Annotated in this window: 1 protein-coding gene; it reads left to right on the top strand. The window is 41.6% G+C overall.

Features of this window, described 5'->3' with window-relative positions; translation table 11 throughout:
• A partial coding sequence (locus AC3LHT_RS04685; RefSeq protein WP_488662129.1) for an HAD-IC family P-type ATPase occupies positions 1–693 on the top strand: 693 nt, incomplete at both ends.

The following is a 693-nucleotide window of genomic DNA, read 5'->3' on the forward strand; positions in this document are numbered from 1 at the left end:
AGATACCCTCAGATGGAGTGGTTATTGAGGGCTCAAGCAGTGTAGACGAATCCATGCTTACTGGAGAATCCAAACCAGTTTATAAAAAGCCAGGAGATGAAGTTATTGGCGGGTCTGTAAACCATGGTGGAGCATTAAAGGTTGAAGTTAAAAGCACTGGCGAAGATACATATTTGATGCAAATCGTTAAACTCGTAAAACAAGCTCAAACAACAAGGTCGAAAACCCAAGATCTTGCGAACAAAGCTGCATTTTGGCTGACAATAATCGCAATTACTATAGGTTTTTCGACGCTGGGAATCTGGTTAGCACTTGGGAAATCATTGCTTTTTGCTCTTGAGAGAATGGTTACCGTGATGGTAATAACCTGTCCTCACGCTCTTGGGCTTGCAGTACCGCTTGTCGTGGCAACGTCAACATCTGCTTCGGCGAAAAAGGGAATATTAATTAGAGACAGAAAAGCTTTTGAACGGATAAAAGATGTAGATGTTGTTGTTTTCGATAAAACCGGTACCTTGACTGAAGGAGCTTTTGAAGTCACAGATGTTATAAGCCTTTCAACTCTCTCAGAATTCGAAGTAATAAAACTTGCCGCATCCCTCGAAGCAAATTCGGAACATCCAATTGCTCGTGCCATCGTTGGTTATGGAAAAAGCAAAGGAATTAGCTTCGAAAAAGTCGATGACTTTACAG

This window comes from Kosmotoga sp. (assembly GCF_982836095.1).